The organism is Allokutzneria sp. A3M-2-11 16, from assembly GCF_024213555.1.
GTDB lineage: Bacteria > Actinomycetota > Actinomycetes > Mycobacteriales > Pseudonocardiaceae > Allokutzneria.
This window is the reverse complement of record NZ_JANAVO010000012.1, coordinates 132182-151081: the sequence shown is the minus strand read 5'-3', so window position 1 is coordinate 151081 and position 18900 is coordinate 132182. Positions and strand designations below refer to the sequence as shown.

The window sequence follows — 18900 nt, the reverse complement described above, 5'->3', positions numbered from 1 at the left end:
TTCATCCCGTGCCCCTGAGAGGCCCAAGGGCACGCGCAAGGGGCCCCCAGGTCAAGCCGACCCCACCGCTGGTACCGGCGCAAGCTGGAAGCCCAGCCCCGCTGGAAGCCCAACCGGAAACAGAAACGCTCACCGATCCACAGTACTAAACGGATCAGGCGGCTCCGGCAACAAATCCCGCAACTGCATATTACCCCCTCAGCGATCAACCGATCCGCATGCACCCCATTCCGCATCTCTCCCCGCATCCCCACCAACGCATAGAAGAAGTGCACCTGCAACACCCCGCTCCGATCCAGTTCCCGCATGGATCGCCGACTCGTACAACGCAAGATCAGTGCCATCGACCTTGGCCATGCCAGCTCGTCCTCGACGTCGTCGGCGGCCACGCGCAGGTCGAGTAGCCGTCGCGGCGTCGGGGTCGGGGTCGGATTTTGCCGCCGCTACAAGGGTTTTCACATCGTGGAGGATGCTCTCGCCGTCGATGCGCGCGAGGAGCACGTCGGCGACGGGGGTGCCGGGCACGAGCGTTCGACGTCGAAAGCGCGGGCCAGTGCGGACTGCGCGGGGGCGGACTCGGTGCGGAGGTTGAGCGTGTCCTGGCCATGGTGAAGACGACTTCGCTCCCGGACGGGAGGGCCCGGCTGGTGTCGAACTCCAGGCGGCCGACGCGGCGGTTGCGGTCGGCGCGATGGTATTCGCCTTCGAGGACGGGGATGCGGATCAGACCGTCCACTGTGGTCCGTAACGTGACCGTGCGCTCCACCAGGATGCCCGCACTGTCCACTCTGGACAGCGGATCTTCGCCGTATACGCGGCAAGCTTCAGCTTGTTCACCGCGGCGAACCACCTCGGCTCACCGCGCCGGAGCCCGGCCAGCGCGGGGGCCTGCCGCACCGCCGCCGGGATCAGCATCTCCTCCACGATCTTCCAGTCGATCAGCTTGCCGCCGAGGAAGTTGTCGCCGCGATCGTTGACCACGGTGAACTCCCCATCCCGCAGCTGGATCACCGCCGCGTCGAACGTGCCCCCGCCGAAGTCGTAGACCAGCCACAGCGCGTGGGCTCCTGCAACAGCGGCGAGAACGAGAGCCCGGCGAGTTCCGCGGCGCGCCGGGTGGCGTCGCAGGAGTGGATGTCGAAGGCCGTGGGGACGGTGACCACCGCCGAACTGATCTCCGAGCCGGTGCGCTGGCGGACGTCCGCTCGCAGCGACTTCAGCACTTCCGCGGACAGCTCCTCGGGTGACGTCTCCCGCCCACTGGCCGCGAATCGCTTCGCCGCGCCCGCGGTGCCCATGCGCAGCTTGAATTCCATGCACGTGTTGTCCGGGTCGGCCTCCGCGCGGTCCCGCGCCGCGCGGCCGACGTACAGGCGCTCGCGCCGGTCCACCCACACCGCGGACGGCGTGGTCTCGTCGCCGTCGTTGTTCTTCAGCACCTCCGTGTCCACGCCGTGCAGCAGTGCCACAGCGCTGTTGGTGGTGCCGAGGTCGATGCCGATCACCTTGCCGTGCAGGTAGATCGTGGGCCGGACCGTCTCCACGATGGTCTCCCTGGTCAGCCCGGGGCGCGGCTGGAAGGCCAGCACGCGCGGCGAGCGCGTCCATCGCGGTCTGCGCGTGCCGCTGGGCGGGTGAGTCCTCTTCTACAGAGTCTCTACAGACCGGGCGGGCGCGCGCCGAGCCGCCAGCCAAGCAGCTCCAGCTGCTGGATCGGCGGGAACCGGGACAGAGCCGCGTTGAGGTGCGCCCGCCGCTCCTCCGCCCGGCGCTGTCGCGCGTTGACCAGCGCGCCGTAAGCCGAGAACAGGACGAAGACGGACACGAAGACGAACAGCAGCGCCGAGAACGGCCCGAACTCGGCGTCGAACAGGGCGAAGGTCCCGCCAAGGACCAGCGGCACCCCGAGCACCGGGATCGGCGCGGCGGCCCAGCCGGAGTCCAGCCGGTCGCGGCGGTCGTGCGCGGCGCGGCAGCCGGTGCACCTGGGCACCACGACGCCCGCCGTCTTCCAGGTCACCCTGGGCAGCTCGGAACGGTCGACCTCGCCGTGCAGCGCCGCTTCGAGGACCGCGGTCCTGCCGTCCTCGGCCTGGCAGAACCAGCAGACCGAGCGGAGGCCGATGCGCACGACCTCGATGGCCGACCGCGCTTCCCCGCCGACCGCCAGGTCGAGCGCCCTGGAGAGCCCGGCGAGCGTGGTCTCGTCGTCCCCGGTGGCGCCGTGGAACGAGCCCAGGCAGCTGACCGCGCACAGTGCCACGCCATCCAGGCATTCGCGGTAGAGCGGGTCGTCCGGATCGACGCGCGCGGCCAACGCGGCCACTGTCGGCTGGATTTCGTCGAGCAGGCTCTCGGCGATCCGCGCGCCCTCTTCCGGCAGGGCGGTGGCGCGGTCCGCGGCGTCCTCGCAGAGCTCGCCGAGCACGTTGGAGCCAGCGGCGACGTAGCTCGGTTCGACCGCGGCCCGCGCCTGCGGGCTGATCGCGATGTCCAGGACCTCTTCCAGCTGTTCGAACGCGTCGCCGAAGTCGTGCCCCTCGTTGACGTACCGGACCACGCAGGTGTTGACCGACAGGGCGACCGCGTCAGCCGCCGCGCCGTACGCGTTCGAGTTCTCCCCGAGCACCAGTCGCACTGCCTTCAGCAGCGGCTCGACCTTGTCCAACAGCGCGTCGACGGCGTCGGCGCCGTCCTCGGGGTCCGCCACGGTGAGCCGTTCGGCCTTCCGGCACGCGGATCTGACCCGCGCGGTGAGGTGTTTCGTCGCGGCGCCAAGGGCTTCGGTGATGACATCGATCGGGAACCCGGACCGCCGCAGGGATTCCACGTGCGCGCGGGCGATGTCGTCCGCCCCGGCCTCCGCGGCTCGGGCCGCCAGCGCGGCCTGCGGTGCCAGGACCGCCCTCGGCAGTTCGGCGCGCATCGTCTCGACGGTCTGCCCGCTGATCCTGCGGTCGGCGAGCTGGGCGACGCGGTCCGCCAGCCATTGCCAGCACTCGGCTTCCTCGACGACCGCGCCCCAGTACTCGTACGCGCGCCGCCACAGCGCCGGGTCCGCGTCGTCCCCGGCGTCGAGGGCTTGGGCATGTGCCAGCACGGCCGCGTCGTGCAGGGCTGGACCGCCGCCGGACGCCTCCGGAGACTGGTTTTCCCAGAGCCAGAACAGTTCCTCAACGATCCGCCTGGCCGGATCGCGCACCAGTGTGAGCGCTTCGCGGACGGCCCCCGGGTCCACCTCCTCGACCAGCGCGCCAAGTCGCTCGGCGGCGCGCAGCTGCTCTCCGCGTCGCCGCAGGTCACGCGCGGTGGCGTCGACGGGCAAGCCGCTGAGCCGGAAAGCGTTGCGGCGGTACAGGTCCGGGTTCGCGACGGGTTCGAGCAGCTTCGGTTCGGCGGCGTAGCGCCGGGTCGCGGTACCGGCGAGCCTGCGCGCGGCGAGCCTGGAGTGCAACGGGTGCCCCGAATCGGCCGCGACGCGGTAGGCCGACCGCGCGCCCGCCAGATCGCCCGTGGTCTCCAGCAACCGGGCCAGCCGCACCGCGGCCGCGGGCGCGTACTCCTCGTCGCCGGTGTCGATCACCTTGCCGTACAACGCTTTCGCGCTGCGAAGATCTCCGGCGGCTTCCCGGTCGACGGCGGTTCCGAACAGCTGCTGCGCCGAGTCCACGCGCTCTCCCTCGCTCGCCTGCCGCTGTCTTACCGCCAGCGCGGGGCCCGATCAACGCCCCGGCCAAGCCGTGACCAAGTTCATCCCTAATCGGGACGACGATCTCCTTGGTGGACAAGCACTTCTCCGCCGCCCGCGGGCGACTTGTGATCGATCCGTAGTCGCTACGGGAGTGGATTGATATCGCCCAATTCATTGACAATTGCCAGTGCGAATGCGATCACATCGCTTTTCCCGGGCAATGCGGGCCCCGATGGCGTTTCGCGGGGCAGCTGTCCCAGCAGCTGAGAGGATTCCGGGTTCGAGTGCACCGGTTGTCGTACCGGGTTGGTCCGATCGGGCGTCACGCACACTCGAACGGCGCGGCGTACGGCCGCACACACCCGGAGAACGCCTTCCAGCTACGGATGCGTTTCGGAAAACGGGACCGAACCGAATGGCACGCCCGTGCCGAATATGTACGTACAGATCGCGAAAGAAGTGGTACTAAAGTAAGCGGAGCCCTGTTACTTTCGTACCACTCGACGGCCCCGCGATTCGAATAATTGATCTGTAACGGGCCGGACGGAGCCTGACTACTTGTCGGTAACGTCACTCAAATATGCCCCGGATCACCCGCTAGAGCAGGACGTTACAGGCAAAACGTCGCCGATAGGGTGAATAAACGTGTCACTCGTCAAACCTCGGGTTACATCTCTCGCGCCGCGCACCATCGCATTCGGTAATACTTCGATGAATGCTCCGTTTGGCGGTCGCTGAAATCTGAGCGGGTTGACACCGTTGCCCTGCACCAAGTGCGACATAACTCCGCGCGGGGCACGTGGAGTTGCGGTACCGGCCCAAGATGTCTTTTGGGTCACATTCTCAGGTCGTACACCGAAACGGTTCACGGGCGTGGTGAACCGGCTGCGGTCAACCGTGCCCCTGGGAAGTCGATGAGCGAGGATCGATGAATTTCGCCCAGATGTCGCGACGGCTCGGCGAGCTGGTCGGGAGCCGGGGCGTGCCCGGCGCCCAGGTCGCCGCGCTGCTGGACGGCCAGGTGTCGTCGGCCGTCTTCGGCACGGCCCGGCAGGGCAGCGGGACACCGCTCACCGAGGACGCGAAGGTCCCGGTGGGCTCGGTGACGAAGGTCTGCACCGCGGCCCTCGCCCTGGCGCTGGCCGCGGAGGAGGACCTGGAGCTGGACGAGCCGATCTCGGAGTACCTGCCGGAACTGGGGCGGGGCACGGGATTCGGCCGGGTGACGACGCGGCAGCTGCTCAGCCACACGGCCGGGCTGCCCTCGGATGCCACCGATCTCAGCGCGACCTCGCCGCGCAGGCACGTGGTGAACGCGTGCCGCACGCTGAGCCCGGTCGGTGCGCCGGGCGCCGGTTTCTCCTACTCCAACATCGGTTACGTGATCGTCGGCGGCGTCGTCGAGGCCGTGACCGGGATGAGCTGGCGGGAAGCCGTGGACGCGGTGCTGGCCGCCCCGCTCGGCCTGCGCCTGGGTCACGTGGTCGGTGCCGCGGCGAGCGACGCCGTGACCGGCCACGCGGTGCGGAGCCCGCACCCCGCCAGGCCCGTCCAGCAGTCGCTGAGCGCCCTTGACGCGCCAGCGGGCGCGGTTGCCGCCAGCGCGCTGGACCTGCTCGCCGTGGGACAGGTGTTCCTCGGCTCCCCCGGGCTGATCGACGAGGACCTCCTGCGGGAGGCCACGAGGCCGGTCGCGGGCGCCGAGCCCTTCGGCATGGCCGACGGCTGGGGTCTCGGCGTCGCGGTGTACGGCGAGTGGTTCGGCCACGACGGCACCGGCGACGGCACGTCGGCGCACCTGCGGGTGCACCCCGCCTCCGGCACGGTGATCGCGCTGACCACCAATGGCAGCACGGGATACCACCTGTGGCAGGAGCTCGCCGCGGAGTTCGGTCTCGGTGACCACGGAGCCGCCCGGCGGGCCGACCGGGTGCCCCCGCCCCCGGACTGCCTCGGCGACTACCTCAACGGCGACCTGGAGTACTCCGTCACCGAAGCCGGTGGCGGGCGGCTCGCCCTCGCCGTCGACGGCGACCCCTACGCCGAGCTGACCCCGCTCGACGGCCTGCTGTTCGCGATGCGTGACGTGGACACCGGCGACACCAGCCAGACCGGGCGGTTCCTCACCGGCCCCGGCGGCGGTATCGACCGGATCCAGGTCGGCGGCCGACTGGCCCGCCGGCGTCGGGCGTTGACACCCGCCTGACCCCCTCCCGCCGCCACGTTCCCGCCGGGTGCACCCCGGCCTTGACGCATGCCGACCTATCCCCCGAAAGGGTCGACCACCGATGACCGCTGAGACGGCCCCGACACCGTTGTTCGCCGCACTGACCCGGCACGGGTGGGACGATTCCGCGCGCGCCGTGCCCGTGCGGACCTTCCCCGAGCTCTTCGAGGCGCAGGTCGCGCGCTCGCCCAACGCCCCAGCCGTGCTCGACGGCGCCGACCGGTTGACCTACGCCGGGCTCAACGCCCGGGCGAACCGGTTAGCGCACAGGCTGATCGCCGCGGGCGCCGGTCCGGAGCGGATCGTCGCGCTGGTGCTGCCGCGGTCGGTGGAGATCATCGTCGCGCAGCTGGCGGTGCTCAAGGCGGGCGCGGCGTACCTGCCGGTCGACCCCGGCTACCCGCGCGAGCGCGTCGCGTTCATGATCGACGACGCGAAGCCGTTGCTGGTCCTGGACAAAATGCCCGACACCGGCGGCTTACCGGACACCGATCCAGTGGTGGAGCTGTCGCCGGACAACGCCGCGTACGTCATCTACACCTCCGGTTCGACCGGGCGCCCCAAGGGCGTCGTGGTGTCGCACCGGGGGCTGGCGAACTTCTCCGCCGCCGAGGCCGAGCGCTTCGACGTGCGGCCGGGCGACCGGGTGTTGCAGTTCTCCTCACCGAGCTTCGACGCCTCGGTACTGGAGCTGTGCATGTCGTTGCCGGTCGGCGCGGCGCTCGTGGTGCCGCCGGAGGGACCGCTGCTCGGCGAGCAGCTGGCGGAGGTGCTGGAGCGGAACCGGGTCAGCCACGCGCTGATCCCCCCGGTGGCGCTGGCGACCGTGCCGGACGGCGCGGAGCTGCCCGAGTTCCGGACGCTCGTCGTGGGCGGGGACGCGTGCCCGCCGGAGCTGGTGCAGCGGTGGGCACCGGGCCGCCGGATGATCAACGCTTACGGGCCGACCGAGGCGACCGTCGTGTCCACGTGGAGTCCTCCGCTGGTGCCCGCGGACACGCCGCCGCCCATCGGTGGCCCGATCCGGAACACCTTCGCGTACGTCCTCGACTCGGCGCTGCGCCCGGCCGACGTCGGCGAGCTCTACGTGTCCGGCATCGGCCTGGCGCGCGGGTACCTGCGTCGTCCCGAGCTGTCGGCGACGCGGTTCGTCGCGGACCCGTTCGGCCCGCCCGGCAGCCGGATGTACCGGACCGGCGACGTGGTGCGGCGGAGCCCGACCGGTGATCTTGAGTTCGTCGGGCGCGCCGACCACCAGGTGAAGCTGCGTGGTTTCCGCATCGAACTGGGCGAGATCGAGGCCGCCATGCAGGCGGTTCCCGGTGTGCGGCAGGCAGTCGCGCTCGTCCGGGAGGACCGGCCAGGCGACAAGCGGCTGGTCGCCTACCTCACCGGTTCGGCCGATCCGGTGCGCGTCCGCGAGGCCCTCTCGGCGAGCATGCCGAACTACATGGTGCCCGCCACGTTCGTCACCCTCGACGCTTTCCCTTTGAGTCCCAACGGAAAGCTCGACCGCAAGGCGCTTCCGGCTCCTACCCGTTCGGCCACCGGCACCACTGCGCCACGCACGGAGCGCGAGGAGTTCGTCGCGGGTCTGTTCTCCGATGCGCTCGGCACGGACCAGATCGGGATCAACGACGACTTCTTCGGTCTGGGCGGGGACTCCGTGCTCGCCGTGAAGGTCTTGGCGCGCCTGCGGGAGAAGTACGGGAGCGCGGTCTCCCCGCGTGCCGTCTTCGACGCACCCACCGTGGCTGAGCTGGCCGCGCTGTTGCCGTCGACGACGACTGCGGCGGAGTGGATCCCGCGCGCTGACCGCAGCCGACGCCTGCCGCTTTCCTCGGCGCAGCAACGACTCTGGCTTGTCGAGGATCTGGCTCCCGGCGGTGTCGACCACAACACCGGCGTCGCTTTACGCCTCAGCGGACCACTTGACCTGGTGGCGTTGCGGTCCGCGCTCGACGAGCTCACGCAGCGGCACGAAGTGCTGCGCACGACCTTCGACTCCGTTGACGGAGAACCGTTCCAGGTCATCGCCGAGGAAGGGACGATCCCGCTCCGCATGGTCTCCGGCGTTGACGTGGACGTCGAACTGGAGCGCGAGCTGAGCCGTCCGTATCTCCTGGCGAGTTCGCTGACCCGCGTCCTGTTGATCGAGGTGAGCGCCGAGGAGCACGTGCTCCTGTTGGCGCAGCACCACATCATCACCGATGGCTGGTCGGTCTCGTTGTTGCTGGAGGAGCTGGCGGAGCTGTACACGGCGGCTGTGCAGGGCTTGCCCGCGATGCTGACCGAACTGCCGATCTCCTACGCGGACTACGCGGTGTGGCAGCGGGAGCGCTCCAAGGACGTGCTCGGTGGCGGTGTCTCCCACGGGCACCTGGCGTACTGGCGGCACAAGCTCGACGGCCTTGAGGTGCTGGACCTGTCGACCGATCGCATCCGGCCGCCAGTGCGCACTTCGGCCGGGGCCGTGCACCGCCGTGCTCTGCCGACGAGCCTCGTCGAGCGCCTGTCCACTGTGGCCAGAGCACACGATGCGACGTTGTTCATGACGTTGACGGCTGCGGTGCAGATCATGCTGTCGCGGTATTCGCGGCAGCGCGACATCTCTGTCGGCACGGTGAACTCCGGCCGCGGCCGCACGGAACTCGAAGGCGTCGCGGGCTTCTTCGTGAACACCCTCGTGCTTCGGTCCTATGTGGACCCTTCGTTGGAGTTCCCGGAGTTCCTTGGCGAGGTCCGGGAGACCGTGCTGGAGGCGTTCGCCCACGACGAGGTGCCTTTCGACCGGCTCGTGGAACACCTCCAGCCGGAGCGCGACCCGAGTCGAACTCCGCTCGTGCAGGCAATGGTCGCGTTGCAGCAGCCTCTCGTTCGGCGTGATCGGATGGGACCGCTACGGGTCAGCGAACACGACCTGCCCCGTCCGTCTGCGCGCTTCGATGTCGTGGTGGAGTTCTGGCCGAACGCGGATTCCTTGACGACCACCATTGAGTACAACACTGATCTGTTCGACGCGGACACGATCGCTCGGATGAGCGAGCACCTTGAAGTGCTGCTGAGCGGCATTGTGTCCAATCCGGACAGTGCTGTCGGCGAGCTGCCGATGCGCGGCTCCGAGGAGGTTGTCGCCGACACCGGGGAGATCGTGCGGGTGCGCGGCTTCCGGGTGGATGTCGCGACGGTGGAGTCCGTGCTGCGTCGGCACTCCGATGTGGACGACGCGATCGCGGTGGTGTCCACCTCGTCGGGTCGCGGGCGACTCGTGGCGTTCGTCAAAGCGCGTGAACGGGATTCTCTTGCCCTGCGGTCGTTCCTGGCTCAGGTGCTGCCCGACTACATGGTTCCCACTGCGTTCGTGTTCGTCGACTCCCTCGACCGCGAGGCGCTGCCGGAGGTTCCGGTCGAATCCCGCGTGGAGTCCAAGCACGTCGCGCCCCGGACGCCGGTCGAGGCCACGCTCGCGGAGATCTACGCCGACGTCCTCGGAGTGCCGAAGGTCGGCGTGCGGGACAACTTCTTCTCCCTGGGCGGTGACTCCATCCTGTGCATCCAGGTGGTGACCAGGGCGCGCCGGGCCGGGCTCGTGCTGACCTCCCAGGACATTTTCGTCCACCAGAGCATCGCCGCGCTCGCTCCGCACGTCACCGAGGCCCGCGGGCAGCAGCGCGGCGAACAGGGTCAGGTCACCGGTGAGGTCGCGCTCACGCCGATCCAGCGGTGGTTCCTGGACGGCCACACCCACTCCCCTGACCGGTTCAACCAGTCGATGCGGATCATGCTCGGCGAGAAGGCCGACGTGGTGGCGTTGCGCGCGGCGCTGGTCGCGGTGATCGGGCACCACGACGCGCTGCGCATGCGCTTCCGTTTCGTGGACGGCGAGTGGGTTCAGGACAACGCGCCGATCGGCGATGTCGAGCCGTTCAGCGACGCCGCTCCGGACGAGGCGTTCGACCTCGGCGCCGGGCAGTTGCTGCGGGCGAAGCTGCTGGACGCGCGCACGGTGCTGCTCACCGCGCACCACCTCGTGGTGGACGGCGTGTCCTGGCGGATCATCGCCGAGGACCTGGAAACCGCCTACCGGCAGGCATTTCGCGGCTCAGCCATCCACATTGGACCGAAGACCACGTCGTTCCGCGAGTGGTCGCGCCTGCTCACCGAGCACACCCTCGACGGTGGTTTCGCCGACGAGCGCCGGTACTGGACCGAGTCCTCCGAGTGCGAGCTTCCGGCGGACTTCGACGGCGCGAACCTCGCCTCGTCGATGCGCGAGGTCACGGTCCGGCTGTCCACCACGGAAACCGACGCCCTGCTGAGGAGTGTGCCCGAGGCGTACCGGACGCAGGTCAACGACGTGCTCCTCGCCGCGCTCGGCCGGGTCCTCGGTGACTGGACCGGCGATGAGCGCGTGCTGCTCGCCTTGGAGGGACACGGCCGAGAGGAGCTCTTCGACGGCGTGGACCTCTCCCGCACGGTCGGCTGGTTCACCACGATGTTCCCCGTCTCGTTGCGGCTGCCGGACTCCGGCTGGGGCGAGGTGCTGAAGTCGATCAAGGAGCAGCTCCGGGCGGTCCCCCGGCGCGGCATCGGCTACGGGGCGCTGCGGTACCTGGGCGAGGACGCCGCGCTCGCCGCCGCACCGTGGGTGAGCTTCAACTACCTGGGCCGCTTCGATTCCAGGCAAGGCGCGCTCGCGCTCGACACCGACCCCGATGCCCCGCGTGCGCACGTGCTCGACGTGGTCGGCATGGTGGAGAAGGGCGAACTCGCTTTCACCTGGTACTACTCGGACGCGCTGCACAGTGCTGAGACGGTCCGCACGTTGGCCGGTGCGATGCTCGCGGCGTTGCAGGAGATCATCACCCACTGCGCGGCTCCGGGAGCCGGGGGCTGGACGCCCTCGGACTTCCCCCTCGCGCGGCTCACCCAGGACCAGGTCGACCGGCTGGCCTCGGAGTCCACTGAGGACATTTACCCGCTGACGCCGATGCAGGCCGGAATGGTGTTCCACGGCCTGTCCCAGGGTGATCAGTGTGCCTACTTCCAGCAGACCAGCTTCGTGCTCGACGGAGTCCGGGACAGCGCGCGCCTCGCCGAGTCCTGGCAGCGGGTCGTCGACCGCACTCCGGTGTTGCGCAGCTCGGTGGTGTGGGAAGGCGTCGCGGAGCCCGTGCAGGTCGTGCACGACTCGGTCCGGCTGCCCATCACGCACCTCGACTGGACGGGTGCTTCCGAGGACGAGCGCCAGGCGCGCTTGGCGGAGCTGTTGGAACAGGACCGCGCCGCGGGCATCGACCTGGGCTCCGCACCGCTGATGCGCGTCACGCTCGCCCGGTTGTCGGCGACCGAGGTCCAGGTTCTGTGGACCTTCCACCACGTGTTGCTGGACGGCTGGAGCGTTTTCCAGGTCCTCTCGGACGTGTTCTCCGGCGGCGATCCGCTCCTGGAGCGTCGGCCGTTCCGCGACTACGTGCAGTGGTTGCAGGAGCAGGACAAGGGCGCGGCGGAGGCGCACTGGCGCCAGGTGCTCGGCGACTTCACCGATCCGACGCCGTTGCCCCAGGACCGGGCGAACGCCGACCTGCACAACACCGTGGCCTCGCACCAGCAGTCGTTCGGACTGTCCATTGAGGACTCCGCTCGGCTGTACGCGTTCGCCAGGGAGCACCGCCTCACCCCGAGCGCCGTCGTGCAGGGCGCGTGGGCGTTGCTGCTGTCCCGCCACAGTGGACGGAGCGAGGTGTGCTTCGGCTCCACCGTGTCGGGTCGTCCCGCCGACCTGGTTGGCGTGGACGCGATCACCGGCATCTTCATCAACACACTGCCGGTGCGCGTGTCGGTCCAACCCGGCGCGGACGCCTCGTCGTGGCTGCGCGAACTTCAGGCCGCGCAGGCGGAGGCGCGCGGCTTCGAGCACGTTTCGTTGACGCAGATGCAGGCGTGGAGCGGGGTTCCCGGCGGCCAGGCGCTGTTCGACAGCCTCCTGGTGTTCGAGAACTACCCGATCGACGACGAGGCGGCGAGCGCACACGGGCTGCGGCTGCGCGAGCTGCGGGCGGTGGAGACGACGAACTTCCCGCTCAGCGCGACTGTCTACCCCGGCAAGCAACTCGCGTTCGTTCTGGGCTTCGATGCTGCTCTGTTCGACGCGGACACCATCGACCGCCTCGGTGAGGACCTGCGGACGCTGCTGGTCGGCTTGACCAGCGAGGGATCGCTGCCCGCGTTCGCCGTCACCGATGAGGTGCCCGTCGAGCGCTTCGCGTCCGGTCCGGTGGGCTACGTGGCACCGGAGACCGAGACGGAGGAGGTGCTGGCCGAGATCTGGGCCGAGGTGCTCGGCGTGGAGAAGGTCGGCATCGAGGACAACTTCTTCGACCTCGGCGGGGACTCGATCCTGAGCCTGCACATCACGTCGAGGACCAAGGAGGCCTTCGACATCGCGCTCACCCCGCGCGACGTGCTGACCAGCCGCACCGTCGCCGCTTTCGCCGCGCTGGTCGAGGAAACGATTCTGCGGGAACTCGAAGCTCTTGCTGCCCAGGAAGAAGACTGATGTCGAAGCAGAGCCGCGTCTCCGCCCTGCCCGCGCACCTCCAGGAGAAGCTGAAGCAGCGGTTGGCGGGCAAGGCGAAAGGTACCGACCTCATCCCCCCGGCGCCGCGTGATCAGCCGTTGCCGTTGTCGCTGGCTCAGCAGCGGTTGTGGGTTCTGCACGAGCTGCACCCGGACGACAACGAGTACAACAGCGCGCTGGCGGTGCGGCTGACCGGCTCGCTGGATGTGGCTCGGCTGATCGCGGCTGTGCGGACGATCCACAGCAGGCACGAGTCGCTGCGCACGACGTTCGCCGAGGTCGACGGCACACCCGTGCAGGTCGTGCACCCGCCCGCGGAGCTTGCCGTGCCGGTGGTCGACTGCGCGTGCGATGAGCTGAACTCCTTGCTGGAGAAGGAGTTCTCGTGGACGTTCGACCTGGGCAACGGTCCGCTGTTCCGGGCGATGATCGCGCGTGTGAGTTCGCACGAGCACGTGTTGTTGCTCAGCTCGCACCACATCGTCGTAGACGGCTGGTCGATGGGCGTGCTGGCCACCGAGCTGAGCCAGCTCTACGCCGACGCTTCCCTGCCCACGCCGTCGTTGCAGTACGCGGACTTCGCGGTGTGGCAGCGCGGACGGCTGGCATCGATGGACGGGCACCTGGACTACTGGAAGAGGCAGCTCGACGGGATCGAGCCGCTGAGCCTGCCGACCGATCGGCCGCGTCCGGCTGTACGGACCTCGGCCGGTGCGGCGCATGAGTTCATGCTTTCCCCCGATGTGACCGCGAAGCTGGGCTCGTTGGCGCGCGAGTGCGAGACGACGCTCTTCACCGTTCTGATGGCGGCGTGCAAGGTGCTCTTCGCGCGCTACTCCGGGCAGTCCGACATCGCGCTCGGCACGGTCAGTTCGGGGCGCAACCGGTCGGAGCTGGCCGGGGTGGTCGGCTTCTTCATCAACACCGTCGTTCTTCGGTCCACTGTGGACGCTTCGCGAACGTTCGGCTCGTTCCTGCGCGAGGTCAACGCGACTGCGCTGGACGCGTTCGCCCACGACGAGCTGCCCTTCGACCGATTGGTCGACGCCGTTGGTGTCGCGCGGGACCCGAGCCGGAACGCGCTGTTCGACGTGATGGTGCTGCTGCAGAACGCGCAGCGCGGTCTGCCGGAGTTCGCCGGGCTTGAGGCGTCCGAGGTGAGCCTGAACCGGTGGGCTGCGAACTTCGACCTCAGCGTGGAGTTCACCGAACGGCCGCAGGGGTTGGAGTGCGTCTTCGAGTACAGCACCGACCTGTTCGACGCTTCGACCATGGAGCGGCTTGCGACGCATTTGACCGCCCTGCTCACGTCGGTCGACGCTGACACGCGTCTTGATCAGCTGACGTTGATGGACGCCGACGAGCTGGCCCAGGTCACTTCGGAGTGGAACAGCACCGACCTCGACGTGCCCCGCTGCACCTACATCGACCTGTTCGAGTCACAGGTCGCTCGGCGCCCGCACGAGACCGCGCTGGTGTTCGGCGCGGAGGAGTTGACGTACAAGGAACTCAACGCGCGGGCGAACCGTCTGGCGCACAAACTCATCGCGTCGGGAGCCGGTGCGGAGAAGGTCGTCGCGCTGAGCCTGCCGCGGTCGACCGAGATGGTCGTCGCGATCCTCGCGGTGCTCAAGACGGGATCGGTGTACCTCCCGGTCGACCCCTCGCTGCCGGTGGCGCGGCGCGAGGTGATGCTCGCCGACGCGGACCCCGTGCTCGTCCTGACCAGTTCGTCCGATGTGGACGGTTATCCGGCGACGAACCCCGGCGTGACGATCCACCCCGAGCAGGGCGCGTACATCATCTTCACCTCTGGCTCGACGGGGTTACCCAAAGGAGTCGTCGTCGAGCACCGCCACCTGGTGAACCTGCTCTTCAACCACCGCAACTCCTTCGTCGCCGAAGCCGGTGGGCGGCTTCGAGTCGCGCTGTCGGCGGTGTTCTCCTTCGACACGTCGTGGGAGGGCCCCGTCCTGCTGGCCGACGGCCACGAACTGCACCTGCTTGCCGACTCCGTCCGGCTCGACGCCGACGCGCTGGTCTCCTACGTCCGCTCGCAGCGCATCGACTTCCTCGACCTGACTCCGTCGTACGTTGGCCAGCTCATCCCGGCAGGGCTGCTTTCCGGCTCCCATAAGCCGAGGATCTTGATGCTCGGCGGCGAGGCGCTGAGCGAGTCCCTGTGGCGTTCGCTCGCTTCATCCCCGGACACCGCGAGCTACAACTTCTACGGCCCCACCGAGGTCACGGTCGACGCCGTGTCCACGCGCGTCTCCGGTTCCCGGCCCGTGATCGGCCGCCCCCTCCGCAACCTCCATGCCTACGTCCTCGACCAGCGTCTTCGCCCCGTACCTCCGGGCGTCGCGGGCGAGCTGTACCTCGCGGGCGCTCAGGTCGCACGCGGCTACCTCAACCGCCGCGGCCTCACCGCGTCCCGCTTCGTCGCCAACCCCTTCGGTTCCGGCACGCGGATGTACGCCACCGGCGACCTCGTGCGCTGGACCCCTTCAGGCATGTTGGAGTACCTCGGCCGCATCGACGACCAGGTCAAGATCCGCGGATTCCGCATCGAACTAGGCGAAATCGAAACCGCCCTCCTAACCCACCCCTCCATCTCCCAAGCCGTAGTCACCCCCCACTCCACCCCCACCACCACACGCCTGGTCGCCTACCTAACCCCCAAGATCAACGCCGCGTTTGGTGCGTCTAACTCCCTGAATGAGTCATTCAGGGCCTCTAACTCCCCCAATGACTCATTCAGGGAATCTAACGCACCAAACGCGTCATTGGGGATGGTTGTCGAAGACGTGCGGGAGCACGTGCGGAGAGTGCTGCCGGAGTACATGGTGCCGTCGGCGTTCGTGGTGGTCGACGAGATTCCGTTGACGAAGAACGGGAAGGTGGACCGGAAGGCTCTGCCCGCGCCGGAGTGGGACGGCGACGAGTACGTGGCGCCGCGCACGGAGATCGAGGCGACGCTCGCGGAGATCTGGGCGAGCGCGCTCGGGGTCGAGCGGGTCGGCGTGCAGGACAACTTCTTCGGCCTCGGCGGCGACTCCATCCTCAGCATCCAGATCGTCTCGCAGGCGCGGCGGGCGGGGCTCAAGCTGGCGTCGCGGGACGTCTTCCTGCACCAGACCATCGCCGAGCTGGCCGTCGCGGTCACCCCCGCCACCACCGCGGACACCAACGACGGGCCATCGTGGCCCGCGCCGCTCACGCCGATCCAGCACTGGTTCCTCGCCGAGCACGGGCCGATCGACCACTTCACGATGTCCGCGATGATCGGCCTCGCGCCCGACGTGGACGAGCACGCCCTCGAACAGGCGCTGAATGCTGTTGTCCGGCATCACGAAGCACTCCGACTGCGACTCGACGGCCGTGCTCAGTCCCCTGTGGACAGTGAGATCGTTCTGGAACGCGGCACGGACCCGCTCGCCGCGCAGACCGGGCTCTCCCTCGAACACGGGCCGCTGATCAGGGCGGTTCTGCTGGACGGCCCGAAGTTGTTCCTCACCGTGCACCACTTCGCCATGGACGGCGTGTCCTGGCGCATCTTGCTTTCCGATCTGGAAACCGCCTACCACCGGCGGGAGCTGGAGCCGGTCGGCACGTCGTTCGGCCAGTGGTCGCACGCCCTCACCGCGCACGTGGAGAGCGGGGCCCTCGACGACGACCTCGCGTACTGGACGAGCCTGCCGACGAACACCGGACTGCCGGTGGACCGCGAGGGCGCGAACAGCGCGGGCTCCACGCAGAGCGTCTCGTTGCGGCTCACCAAGACCGAAACCGACGCGCTGCTCCACCAAGTGCCCGGCGTGTACCGGACCCAGGTCAACGACGTCCTGCTCAGCGCGCTCGGCCGGGCCTTGTCGTCCTGGACCGGGGAGGGCACGGTCTCGGTCGCGCTCGAAGGCCACGGGCGTGAGGAGATCGTGGACGGTGTCGATCTCTCCCGCACGATCGGCTGGTTCACCACCCAGTTCCCGGTCGCGCTGAGCATGCCCGCCGAGGACTGGGGCACGGTGCTCAAGTCCGTCAAGGAACAGCTCCGCGCGGTTCCGCACCGCGGCCTCAGCTATGAGGCGCTGCGCTATCTCCGCGGCGGCCTCGACAAGCACGAGCTGCCCGCGGTGAGCTTCAACTACCACGGCCAGTTCGACGTGGGCTCCGACGGGCTTTTCCGCGAGCGGCACGAGGCGGTGGGCCAGGACCTCGCGCCGACCGAGACGCGCACGTTCCTGCTCGACGTCGCCGGTGTGGTCGAGAACGGCGAGCTGGAGCTGACCTGGATCTACTCGGAAAACGTGCACGACGAGCGCACCGTGCGCCGGGTGGCCGAGCAGACCATGTCCGCCCTCCGCGAGATCATCGTCCACTGTGGACGCCCGGGAGCCGGTGGGCGCACACCCTCGGACTTCCCGCTGGCGCGGCTCTCTCAGTGCCAGGTGGACCACATCGCCGGGTCCGGGGCGAACGTCGAGGACATCTACCCGTTGACGCCGTTGCAGGCGGGAATGTTGTTCCACAGCTTGGTGGACTCCGCCTCCGGCGTGTACGTGGACCAGATCCGGCTGACGCTGAACGGCGTCTCCGACCCGCATGCGCTCGGTCAAGCCTGGCAGACCGTCATGGACCGCAACCCCATCTTGCGCAGCGGGGTTGTCTGGGAGGCTGTTGACGAGCCGGTTCAGGTCGTTCGCCGCGAGGTCACGTTGCCGGTCAAGCACTTCGACTGGCGTGAACTGTCCGAAGAGGACCGTGATCGCGAGTTGGAGCGCGTCCTGGCGGAGGACCGCGCGGAGGGCATGGACCTCACCGGCGACGTGTTGATGCGGGTGGCGATCGCTCGCTACACCGACGACCACGTCCTGTTGATCTGGTCTTCCCACCACGTGTTGCTGGATGGCTGGAGCACGGCGCAGGTCTTCGGCGAAGTGTGCGATGTGTACGCCGGGAAGCGCACTGCCCCGGCCCGCCGTCCGTTCCGCGACTACTTACGGTGGCTCGGAACGCAGTCCACGTCGGTGGCGTTGGAGCATTGGCGCCGGGTGTTGGAGGGCTTCGAGTCCCCCACTCCGCTTCCCTACGATCGTCAGCCCACCGAGGCTCACCGCGCGGAAGGCACCTCAGCGGTTCGTGTGTCGCTTTCCCTTGAGGAGTCTGCTTCTCTCCGAACTACCGCGCAGAAGAACGGTCTCACGGTCAACACCGTCGTCTCCGGCGCCTGGGCGCTGCTGCTGTCGCGGTGCGGCGGTGAGTCCGACGTGACGTTCGGCAGCACGGTCTCGGGCCGCCCCGACGAACTGGTCGGCGTCGAGTCGATGGTCGGCATGTTCATCAACACGGTCCCGACTCGGACCACTGTGGACAGTGCTCGTAACACCGCCGTGTGGTTACGCGAACTCCAGGCTGCGCAGAGCGAGTCGCGTCGCTATGACTTCGTCTCCCTGGCGCAGTTACAGGGCCTGGTCGGCGGGAACACTCTCTTCGACAGCGTTCTGGTCTTCGAGAACTACCCGTTCGACGACTCAGCGGGTGATGGCGTCCGTGTCGCCGACGTGTCCGCTTTGGACACTACGAACCTTCCTCTGACGTTGACCGCGCACCTGGTCGACCGGCTCAACTTCGACCTCGCGTACGACCCTCGGCTGTTCGACACCGACACGGCCGAGCGCATCGCGTGCTGGCTGCGGATGCTCTTGTGTGAGATCGCCACAGAGGCGGATCGGCCGCTGGCCGAGCTCAGCTGGCTCTCCGCTGATGAGCGCCAGCGCATGTTGACGGAATGGAACGACACCGCATGGGAAACACCCGGCGAGCTCTTCCCTTCGGTCTTCGAGCGCCAGGCCGCACAGACGCCGGACGCCATCGCCGTGGTCTTCCGCGATGAAACGCTGACCTACGCTGCGCTCAACGAGCGCGCGAACCAGTTGGCGCACAAGCTGATCACAATGGGCGCGGGGCCGGAGCGGGTAATCGGGCTGAGGCTGCCGCGCACTCCGGACATGATCGTCGGCATTCTGGGCGTGCTCAAGTCCGGCGCCGTCCACCTGCCTCTCGACCGTGAGCTTCCCGCTTCACGCATGGCTTTCCTGCTCCAAGACGCCGAGCCGTCGCTGGTCCTGGACTCGCTCCCCGACGTGTCCGACCAGCCGACCAGCAACCCTGGCGTGGCGCTCGTCCCGGAGAACGCCGCGTACGTCATCTACACCTCGGGTTCGACCGGCAAGCCCAAGGGCGTCGTTGTCTCCCATGGCAACCTGGCCACCCTGTACCACGGGCACGTCCGCGATCTGATCACACCGCTCGCGGAGCCCGGCCGGGTGAAGGCCGCGGTCACGGCGGTGTTCTCCTTCGACACCTCGTGGGAAGGCCCGATCTTCCTTGCCGCGGGGCAGG

Annotated in this window: 6 protein-coding genes (1 of these 6 running past the window's edge); 3 read left to right on the top strand and 3 right to left on the bottom strand. The window is 68.7% G+C overall.

From position 1 onward, the window contains the following. Positions 1 to 723 precede the first annotated feature (723 nt). The 3 genes from NLX83_RS34415 to NLX83_RS34405 form a co-directional block, all read right to left on the bottom strand. A complete protein-coding gene (locus tag NLX83_RS34415) occupies positions 724 to 1011 on the bottom strand; it encodes a hypothetical protein (protein ID WP_254239432.1) in 288 nt (95 codons plus the stop codon). Next, positions 1008 to 1589 (bottom strand): Hsp70 family protein, encoded by a 582-nt coding sequence (locus tag NLX83_RS34410; RefSeq protein WP_254239431.1) that lies wholly within the window; start codon positions 1587 to 1589, stop codon positions 1008 to 1010. Before NLX83_RS34410 ends, NLX83_RS34415 begins: the two co-directional genes overlap by 4 nt. A gap of 68 nt (positions 1590 to 1657) precedes the next feature. Beyond that, positions 1658 to 3670 (bottom strand): tetratricopeptide repeat protein, encoded by a 2013-nt coding sequence (locus tag NLX83_RS34405; protein ID WP_254239430.1) that lies wholly within the window; start codon positions 3668 to 3670, stop codon positions 1658 to 1660. 949 nt (positions 3671 to 4619) lie between these two features. Here NLX83_RS34405 and NLX83_RS34400 point away from each other — a divergent pair. The 3 genes from NLX83_RS34400 to NLX83_RS34390 form a co-directional block, all read left to right on the top strand. Next, on the top strand, positions 4620 to 5897 hold the full coding sequence (locus tag NLX83_RS34400; protein WP_254239429.1) for a serine hydrolase domain-containing protein: 1278 nt from the start codon (positions 4620 to 4622) through the stop codon (positions 5895 to 5897). Positions 5898 to 5979: 82 nt separating this feature from the next. Beyond that, positions 5980 to 12477, top strand: coding sequence for a non-ribosomal peptide synthetase (locus NLX83_RS34395; RefSeq protein ID WP_254239428.1), 6498 nt, complete (start codon positions 5980 to 5982; stop codon positions 12475 to 12477). Further along, positions 12477 to 18900, top strand: partial view of a non-ribosomal peptide synthase/polyketide synthase gene (locus NLX83_RS34390; protein ID WP_254239427.1) — the beginning only. It continues 12695 nt past the right edge of the window; the window shows 6424 of its 19119 coding nt (coding positions 1-6424); it begins with the start codon at positions 12477 to 12479; its stop codon lies beyond the right edge, outside the window. The genes NLX83_RS34395 and NLX83_RS34390 overlap by 1 nt, the downstream gene beginning before the upstream one ends.